Below are 5408 nucleotides of genomic sequence, written 5' to 3'. Positions count from 1 at the left end.
CCAAGGCCCAACCCAACCCCCAAAACAAATGAGGACCAGGCAAACCAAAACAAAACAAACCCCAAAACCACACACACAACATGCGCAGCCCCAGGGCCATGGCATAAAAAACATGACACACTATCGAGTTCTCAAACAACACACCCACCGAGTACTCATCACAAGACATTCTGTCTTCTGCTTCGCTCCCGGAAGCGCCTGAGAAACTTTAGCGAGCCGCTTTCTCTGAGTCAAACGAATGGCTGGTGAGCCTCGTCTCTCATTCGGCTCTCTTCAGTTCTCAGTTCCCGGCCGGTCTGAGGAAATTCATCCTCCCCGTTTCGGGCCGGAGAGAACATTACGCACCGACTACCAACCCGTCAAACTGCAGAGCGGTGACGGTGCCCACAAGGCACTGTCACCGCTCAACAACTGTGTTCGCAAGGCGAGGCTTTCCCTGGCGGGGAACCTAAACCGTGCGTCCGACGGCCAGGTTCCGCCGTCCCTTGCGCACCAGGACCACTCCCCCGGCGAGCAGGTGCTCGGGGCCGATGACCACGGTTTCGTCCGCCACCTTGACGTTGTTGATGTAGGCCCCGCCTCCGGCAATGGTCTTGCGGGCCGCGTTGCGCCCTCGTTCCAGCCCCGTGCCCACAAGCAGGTCCACGATGGTGGTCTGTCCGACGGTCACGTCACTGGAGGCGAGATCGGATGTGGCTGCCAGGATCGTCGCCTCGTCGATGTCGGCGAGCTCTCCTCGCCCCCACAGTGCGGAGGTCGCCGCCTCCGCCTGAGCGGTCGCTTCGGCTCCGTGGACCCACGTGCAGACTTCGTGCGCCAGAACCCGCTGTGCCTCGCGTGCCTTCGGGTTCTCGGCCGTCGCCGCCTCCAGGCGCTCGATCTCCTCGCGCTCCAGGAAGGTGAAGACCTTGAGGAAGCGCACGACGTCGGCGTCGTCGACCTGGAGCCAGAACTGGAAGAAGCCGTAGGGGCTGAGCATCTCGGGGTTGAGCCAGATCGCCCCGCCCTCGGACTTGCCGAACTTGGTGCCGTCGGCCTTGGTGATGAGCGGGTTGGTCATGACGTGGACCGACGCGCCCTCGACCTTGTGGATGAGGTCCATCCCGCCCACGAGGTTGCCCCACTGGTCGTTGCCGCCGACCTCCAGGGTGCAGCCGTAGCGCCGGAAGAGCTCGAGGTAGTCGTTGGCCTGAAGGACCTGGTAGCTGAACTCGGTGTAGGAGATGCCCTCCTCGCTGGCCAGGCGCCGGGCGACGATGTCCTTGGAGAGCATGGTTCCCATGCGGAAGTGCTTGCCCAGGTCCCGCAGGAAGTCGATGGCGCTCATTGCTTGGGTCCAGTCCAGGTTGTTGACGATCCGGGCCGGGTGGTCCCCACTGAAGTCGAGAAGGTTCTCGAGCTGCTCCTGCAGGCTGGCCGCCCAGCCGGCGACGACGTCCTTGGTGTTGAGGGTGCGCTCCCCCTTGGCGCGCGGGTCGCCGATGAGTCCGGTCGCCCCGCCCACCAGCGCCAAGGGGTGATGTCCGGCGAGTTGAAGATGACGCATGACCTTGACGGCTACGAGGTGTCCGTGGTGAAGGCTCGGCGCGGTGGGGTCGAACCCGCAATAGAAGGTGACGGCCCCGTCGCTGAGCGCCGTTCGCAGCGCGTCAATGTCGGTGTGCTGGGCGATGAGCCCGCGCCACTGCAGTTCGTCCAGGATGTCCGTCACTGTCCAGTCGCCTTCCGTGGGTTGTCGTGCTTACCGCACGCATGATCCCGGCGCATCACGCTCGGGTCCGGCTGATACCTCCGGCGCAGATAGTCTGCCACGCTCCGGCTCGGCTTCTGCAAGGTGACCGGACCGCTGAGCCGCGAGCCGGATACGGGGCTCCTTCACAAGTCCTCAGTCGGGCAGTCCCATATGAGGCTGTATCGGTAGTAGAAGCACCGTCGGATCCTGGCCCCGGGAAGCCTCCGGGATGCCGCTGCACGAATCTCGGCCAGGGACTCTCGTGGAGAACACGTGATCACACCGACGTCGGGCATCTCCCGGTGCAGAGCACCGACCACGCGCAGAGGCAGAACAGCCAGTGCGGACAGCGTCCAGTCCCACAGGCTCCTGTTGGCGGCCAGGCCGACGACGATGAGCCGCCCGCCGGGCGCCACCAACTCGCCCAGCCTCACCAGGGCGGGTTCCAGCGGAAGATGGTGCAGCGTGGCCACGCAGCTGACCGTCTCGAAGGTTCCGATGCGCTTGGGCAGGTCGGGATCCATGACGTCGTCGAGCAGCACCTCGACCTGCGGAGTCTGCTCGAGACGCCTTCGCGCTCGAGCAACCGCCTGCTCGTCGGTTTCAAGTCCGACGGCGCGGCGGCACACCGTTGCCAGACGTGAGAGCAGGAGCCCATCACCGCATCCGACATCGAGCACTCTGCCGCCGCGCAGTGCCGCGTCCCGCACGATGCGGCGGTGAAAGGCGACGTTGTGGTTCCAGTACTCCTCAGCCATCGTCTCAGCTTGAATCAGGCCGGTCCTGACCGCACCTGCTCACTTCTTCCGTCGGCGACCGCGTCCGGCCACGGCGGACCGGTACGTCGAGACAGTGGGCTCTCCGTCCAGCCAGAAGCGCCACGGGAAGGCTTCTCCATCTCCCCCGGGGCCGGCCACCCCGGTTCGGGGCCCGCGGCGGATGCGCCCGGCATCCGGTGCCCGCTGCGGCTCCGGCAACGTCAGGCTGATGCGTGATCCCGGCCCACCCAGCAGTGCGCCGTCGTCGGAGCGGTCCAGTCCGAGTGCGGCGCACAGCCGGGCCGGACCGCGGGCCAGGTCGCGGTCAGCGCGGGCTGCGGGGCGACGCGCCCGAGCCTGCTCGATTCCCTCCACGACCTCTCCCCCACGCAGCAGCACCGCGCGCGAGACTCCCTCCGGTCCGGTGACGATGTTGAGGCAGTGGTGCATGCCGTAGGTGAAGTAGACGTAGATGCACCCGCCGGCCTCGAACATGGAGGCGTTGCGCGCCGTGCGCCCCCGAAAGGCATGGGAGCCCGGGTCCTTCTCGCCGCGGTAGGCCTCCACCTCGGTCAGCCGGATCGCGACACGCCCCTCCGAGCCGGACACGGAGATGACGGCGCCCAGCAGCGCCGGAGCCGCCTCCAGGCTGTCGCATCCGAGCAGCGAGGAGACCTCGGCGCTCAGCTCCGTCGCCGTCTCCCTCACGCCTTCGCCTGACATCGTCCTGCCGCCCCGGATCAGTCCTGTTCCTCCTCGCTCCACTCATCATCGGTCTCACCGGGCTCGGGCCACTGGGGGCCCGCGGGGCCGTCCAGCAGGGAGCCCTCCCAGGCGAAGACTCGCAGCTCGGCACTGCGCGCGATGGCACGGGCGAGCTGCTCCACAACCCGCACCGGTGCGGTGCCGCCGTGCCCGGTGCGGGCGGCCACCGAGCCCTCGGCCGACAGGACCTCCCGCACCCCCGGGGTGAGCCGCTCGTCAATGGCGGCGAAGTCGGCGTCGGACAGGTCCCACAGCTCAATGCCCCGCTTCTCGCACTCGCGCACGCAAGCGCCGGAGATCTCGTGGGCGCTTCGGAAGGGCACGCCGTTCTTGACCAGCCACTCCGCGATGTCAGTGGCCAGGGAGAACCCCTGGGGGGCGAGCTCCGCCATGCGCTCGTAATGGAGGGTCATCGTGCTCACCATGCCGCTGACAGCGGGTAGGAGAACGGCCAGGGTATCGACGGCGTCGAAGACGGGCTCCTTGTCCTCCTGCAGGTCCCGGTTGTAGGCCAAGGGCAGGGCCTTGAGTGTGGCGAGCAACCCGGTCAGGTCACCGATGAGGCGTCCGGCCTTGCCGCGGGCGAGCTCGGCCACATCCGGGTTCTTCTTCTGCGGCATGATGGACGAGCCCGTGGAGTAGGAGTCGTCCAGGGTGACGAAGTCGAACTCCTTGGTGTTCCAGATGATGATCTCCTCGCTCAGGCGCGAGACGTCCACCGCCACCATCGCCAGGACGAAGCTCAGCTCGGCGACGACGTCGCGAGCGGCGGTGCCGTCGATGGAGTTCTCCACGGCGGCCTCGAATCCGAGATCGGCGGCCACGGCGTCGGGGTCCATGCCGAGCGTGTTGCCCGCCAGCGCACCGGAACCGTAGGGGCTCACGGCGGCGCGGGAGTCCCAGTCCTCAAGGCGCTCGACGTCGCGCATGAGCGGCCAGGCGTGGGCCAGCAGCTGGTGGGCGACGAGCACCGGCTGGGCGTGCTGCATGTGGGTGCGTCCGGGCATGATGGCGTCGGAGGCCTGGGCGGCCTGGTCGACGAGGGCGTCGACGACGTCGAGGACGAGTCCGGCCACATGGCGGGCCTGGTCGCGCAGGTACATGCGGATGAGGGTGGCGATCTGGTCGTTTCGGCTGCGCCCGGCGCGCAGACGGCCCCCCAGGTCGTCACCGGCTCGCTCAATAAGGCCGCGCTCCAGGGCGGTGTGGACGTCCTCGTCGGTGGTCTCCGGGACGAAGATGCCGGCGACGACGTCGGCCTCGAGACGGTCCAGGGCTTCGAGCATGCCGGACAGCTGGCCCGCGTCCAGCAGACCGGCCTGTGCCAGGGCGCGGGCATGGGCCCGGGAGCCGGTGATGTCGTAACGGGCCAGGCGCCAGTCGAAGTGGGTGCTCACCGACAGGGCGGCCAGCGCGTCGGCGGGTCCTCCTGAGAAGCGTCCGCCCCACAGGCTGACGCCGGCGGGGGTTGGGGGCTGCTGAGGATCTGAGGCGACGAACTGGGCAGCGGATGGCTTAGCGGGCTGGCTGGAGAACTGGCTCATGACCCCATCATGGCCCATCTGCCCACGCAGGTTCCTCAGCGATCAGTCAGGAAGGATCCTGGCACGGGTCGCAGGCGGAGCAGCCCCGTGAATCGCCCCGGGTTTTGTGGTGGCTGGTTTATCTGGTGCCGGTGGTTGCCGGTTGTGATCGTTCGTGGCGGTGGCGGTCGGGTGCCCAGGTGGCTTCGTGCTCGGCTGGGGTTCGCATACCGATGGCGGAGTGAGGGCGAACGGTGTTGAACCAGTGCACCCACTCGGCGGTGGCGACCTCGACGGCGTCGATGTCCTCCCAAGGGCCCTGGTTGCGGATCAGCTCGGCCTTGTACAAGGAGTTCAGAGCCTCGGCCAGAGCATTGTCATAGGAGTCGCCCTTCGACCCCACCGAGGCGACCGCCTCGCACTCGGCCAGGGCAGCCCCGTAGCGAATAGACCTGTACTTACGCCCCACGGTCGCAAGTGGTGCACCAGGCCCGTCAGGTCGGCCCCGGTTCGCTTTCGTTGCCAGACGGCCATCTCCAAGGCGTCCAGGGCCAGGTCGGTGCACACTGGCCGGTAGGTGGTCTGCCAGCCGATGATCCTCCGGGAGTACACGTCGGTCACGAAAGCCAC

Annotated in this window: 5 protein-coding genes; all 5 read right to left on the bottom strand. The window is 67.4% G+C overall.

The genetic code is table 11. From position 1 onward, the window contains the following. Positions 1–448 precede the first annotated feature (448 nt). The 5 genes from tyrS to BKH32_RS12645 all read right to left on the bottom strand — a co-directional run bounded on the left by tyrS (position 449) and on the right by BKH32_RS12645 (position 5247). A complete protein-coding gene (tyrS, locus tag BKH32_RS12665; protein WP_075250354.1) occupies positions 449–1711 on the bottom strand; it encodes a tyrosine--tRNA ligase in 1263 nt (420 codons plus the stop codon). A gap of 164 nt (positions 1712–1875) precedes the next feature. Beyond that, positions 1876–2490 carry a class I SAM-dependent methyltransferase gene (locus BKH32_RS12660; RefSeq protein WP_075250353.1) on the bottom strand — a complete coding sequence of 205 codons (615 nt, stop codon included), beginning with the start codon at positions 2488–2490 and terminating at the stop codon, positions 1876–1878. A 39-nt stretch (positions 2491–2529) separates the two neighbouring features. Continuing rightward, the gene (locus BKH32_RS12655) at positions 2530–3213 is read right to left on the bottom strand and encodes a DNA-3-methyladenine glycosylase (RefSeq protein ID WP_075250352.1); all 684 of its coding nucleotides are present in this window, start codon (positions 3211–3213) and stop codon (positions 2530–2532) included. Positions 3214–3230: 17 nt separating this feature from the next. Then, the gene (gene argH / locus BKH32_RS12650; protein ID WP_178384686.1) at positions 3231–4817 is read right to left on the bottom strand and encodes an argininosuccinate lyase; all 1587 of its coding nucleotides are present in this window, start codon (positions 4815–4817) and stop codon (positions 3231–3233) included. A gap of 100 nt (positions 4818–4917) precedes the next feature. Then, a complete protein-coding gene (locus BKH32_RS12645; protein ID WP_178384684.1) occupies positions 4918–5247 on the bottom strand; it encodes an integrase core domain-containing protein in 330 nt (109 codons plus the stop codon). Positions 5248–5408: the final 161 nt, after the last annotated feature.

It is taken from the genome of Actinomyces oris (assembly GCF_001929375.1).
Classification (GTDB): domain Bacteria; phylum Actinomycetota; class Actinomycetes; order Actinomycetales; family Actinomycetaceae; genus Actinomyces; species Actinomyces oris_B.
Note: the sequence above shows the minus strand (reverse complement) of the source record. Positions and strands in the feature narration are given on the sequence as shown.